Annotated in this window: 1 pseudogene; it reads right to left on the reverse strand. The window is 40.4% G+C overall.

What is annotated here, in order from left to right:
- Positions 1 to 780, reverse strand: a pseudogene (locus AC1DUW_RS31165) (haloacid dehalogenase-like hydrolase); the annotation flags it as partial.

The raw sequence follows: 780 nt of genomic DNA on the forward strand, positions 1-780 counted from the left end.
TTTTTAATCTCATCCCAAAGACATTTTCCTTTGGAAGGTTGTAGCCGTATTTTGGATTTGACGAAAATACCTCCACCACCTCTTCCATCGAAGCCGAAATAACATAAACGTCAATCCCATTCTCCATAAAAGTATGCATTAAGTTTGCGATTTCCGAGGCCAGACGCAGTCCTGTTGTATAGGTAACTAGAACAGTACCGGCTTTTCCTAACATGGCCCCAGGACTTATAAGCGTCACCGATGCCATTTCCGCCCCTAAATTATAATCATTTGAAGCCTCTGCAAGCTGCTGAACTTCTTCTGTCGACATGTTAGCAAATAAATAAAGCACCCAAGGATATCCGATTTCAACACCGTATGTTTCCCCAATGGCTTCATACAGAAAGTACATTTTCGCTTTAAAATCTTTAAATTGATCAGTTGAATGAAGCGTTTCTAACCGCTCTTTTCCATTCATCCCATTATAGTTGGAATAAAGAAATTCRTAATCGCGCTTCAGATCCTCGGCAATTTCCTTGAGAGTGACCACATCACCTTGAAGGTTTTTAAACTCGTGTGAAAAGGGTCCATTCGGCACATTCTTTTTGATCACTTCATAAAACTCATCCGGTTGCATGTTATATGCCAAGTGATCGATTTGATAAAGAAAGAGGGCCTCCTCCGTATCATTCATGATGCTCGTATGATCCCAATCAAAAACAACATAAGGTTTTCGCTTTGGATCGTATCCTGAACTTCCAGCACCATGCTTATCGATTAGGTTTTGAACAGACTTATAGG

This window comes from Peribacillus sp. P4_C12, from assembly GCF_056402095.1.